This window comes from Microcystis sp. M53598_WE2, from assembly GCF_030067735.1.
In the GTDB taxonomy this organism is placed as follows: domain Bacteria; phylum Cyanobacteriota; class Cyanobacteriia; order Cyanobacteriales; family Microcystaceae; genus Microcystis; species Microcystis aeruginosa.
On record NZ_JASJFE010000261.1, the window covers coordinates 1 to 1,602 of the forward strand.

General features: G+C 37.9%; 3 protein-coding genes. All 3 read left to right on the forward strand.

The features are described 5' to 3' along the window. Nucleotides 1–151 precede the first annotated feature (151 nt). Nucleotides 152–436 carry a hypothetical protein gene (locus tag PX636_RS05520; RefSeq protein WP_288116436.1) on the forward strand — a complete coding sequence of 95 codons (285 nt, stop codon included), beginning with the start codon at nucleotides 152–154 and terminating at the stop codon, nucleotides 434–436. Next, nucleotides 433–885: a PIN domain-containing protein gene (locus PX636_RS05525; protein WP_288116437.1), complete on the forward strand. Its 453-nt coding sequence runs from the start codon at nucleotides 433–435 to the stop codon at nucleotides 883–885. The genes PX636_RS05520 and PX636_RS05525 overlap by 4 nt, the downstream gene beginning before the upstream one ends. A gap of 99 nt (nucleotides 886–984) precedes the next feature. Beyond that, nucleotides 985–1,227, forward strand: a complete 243-nt coding sequence (locus tag PX636_RS05530; protein WP_232023846.1) for a hypothetical protein — start codon at nucleotides 985–987, stop codon at nucleotides 1,225–1,227. Nucleotides 1,228–1,602 lie beyond the last annotated feature (375 nt).

The window sequence follows — 1,602 nt, forward strand, 5'->3', positions numbered from 1 at the left end:
AGGTACTTTTTCCCTGAAAATTAGGTAATTGACCCCCTCAAAATCGGTAAAACCCCACACCCCACACCCTACACCCTACACCCTGCTTCTAGGAAAAACTTTTTCAGCAAACCCTAGTTAAAGACACGATAAATTGATTCAAGTCAAGCCCATGCCACTAACTCTTAATTTAACATCAGAAATCGAACAATATCTCAGCCAAAAAGCGAGGGAGAAAGGTCTTTCTCTAGAAGCTTATCTCCTCAAGCTACTTAAGGATACTATTTTAGAACAAGAAAAACAGGCCAAACTGGTTAATTTACTTCAATCTTGGATTGATGAAGAAGATGAACAGGAACAACAAGAAACCGGTGAATATTTAATCGAAGCACTTGACCAAGATCGCTTATCTGAGCGTCCTTTATTTCTGGCTCACTTAAAGGGAGTAACTTGGTGAATAGAGTAGTTTTATTAGATACGGGAATTATCGGTTTAATTACTAATCCTAAGCGAGCGCCTGAAAGTCTAGCTTGTAATTGTTGGCTACAAATACTAATTAAAGCAGCTATTAGGGTTATTCTTCCAGAAATTGCTGATTATGAGGTGCGTCGAGAGTTGTTACGCGCTAACAAGATTAAAGGAATTAAGCGACTGGATGAGTTAGCTAACTTAATAGAATACCTAGCCATTACAATGGATGCAATGGGAAAAGCTGCTTTATTTTGGGCGCAGGCACGCCAACAAGGACAACCCACAGCAGGAGATAAAACAATTGATGGTGATATGATTTTAATTGCACAAGCTGTCACGTTATCTGTGAAAAATCTGATAATTGTAACAACAAATGTAGGTCATTTATCCAAATTTGTCAGAGCAGATTTATGGCAAAATATTAGTTTTGATTGACATCTTTCTCAGAGGAACTTTATTGCAAGGGAAGTGACGCGAACCAAACGAGAAGCTGATGAAGAGGGATGAGCCAGAAATGGAAGATGATTTGCAGAAATGTTTCCTACTGCTGATGCGGTTAACGAAGCATTAAGATTTTTGCTCAGAGTAGTGCGAGATAACAAAACTCTTGCTTCTACAGTACAGGCTAACATGGAGAGATTGGGAATTGCTCAAGCGGCTTTCTTTCTAAGAGAAACAGCATCCCAACCTCTAAATTATTTAGAAATTAAAGATCAGTTATTTGGTGAAATGAAAGCAACGGATATTTACGCTCAAATTAAAGGCGGCTATGACTGAAATGATTGAATCAATTCGTCAACAAATTGGACAAAATTAATGGAAATTTTCTCCAGAGGCTGTTAATCAAAGTATCCCGCGTCTAAGATAAGATTGAGAAGATAAATGCCAGATTTCCTAGGGTTTTTATCGGTCTAGATTGTATCAGACTTATCTGAAATGACCATATTTACAAGCGTTGTCGTAACTGATTGCTTTTCAATAAGCTGGAGAACATTTTATTCAAAATAATGCGCCAACTAATAAATTAACCTGAGTTCGGGTTAAGCAGATTAAAAATCTCCATAATATAATCAACTTGCTTGAGTTAAGCTGTTCGTAATTTAAATTGCTTGTTGAGACGAGGCAAGAGGCAAGAACCCCCCAACCCTAGGG

Excerpts from the sequence above, each read along its gene's own strand:
- PX636_RS05520 (WP_288116436.1), top strand. The coding sequence starts at position 152 with ATGCCACTAACTCTTAATTTAACATCAGAAATCGAACAATATCTCAGC.
- PX636_RS05530 (WP_232023846.1), top strand. The coding sequence starts at position 985 with ATGTTTCCTACTGCTGATGCGGTTAACGAAGCATTAAGATTTTTGCTC.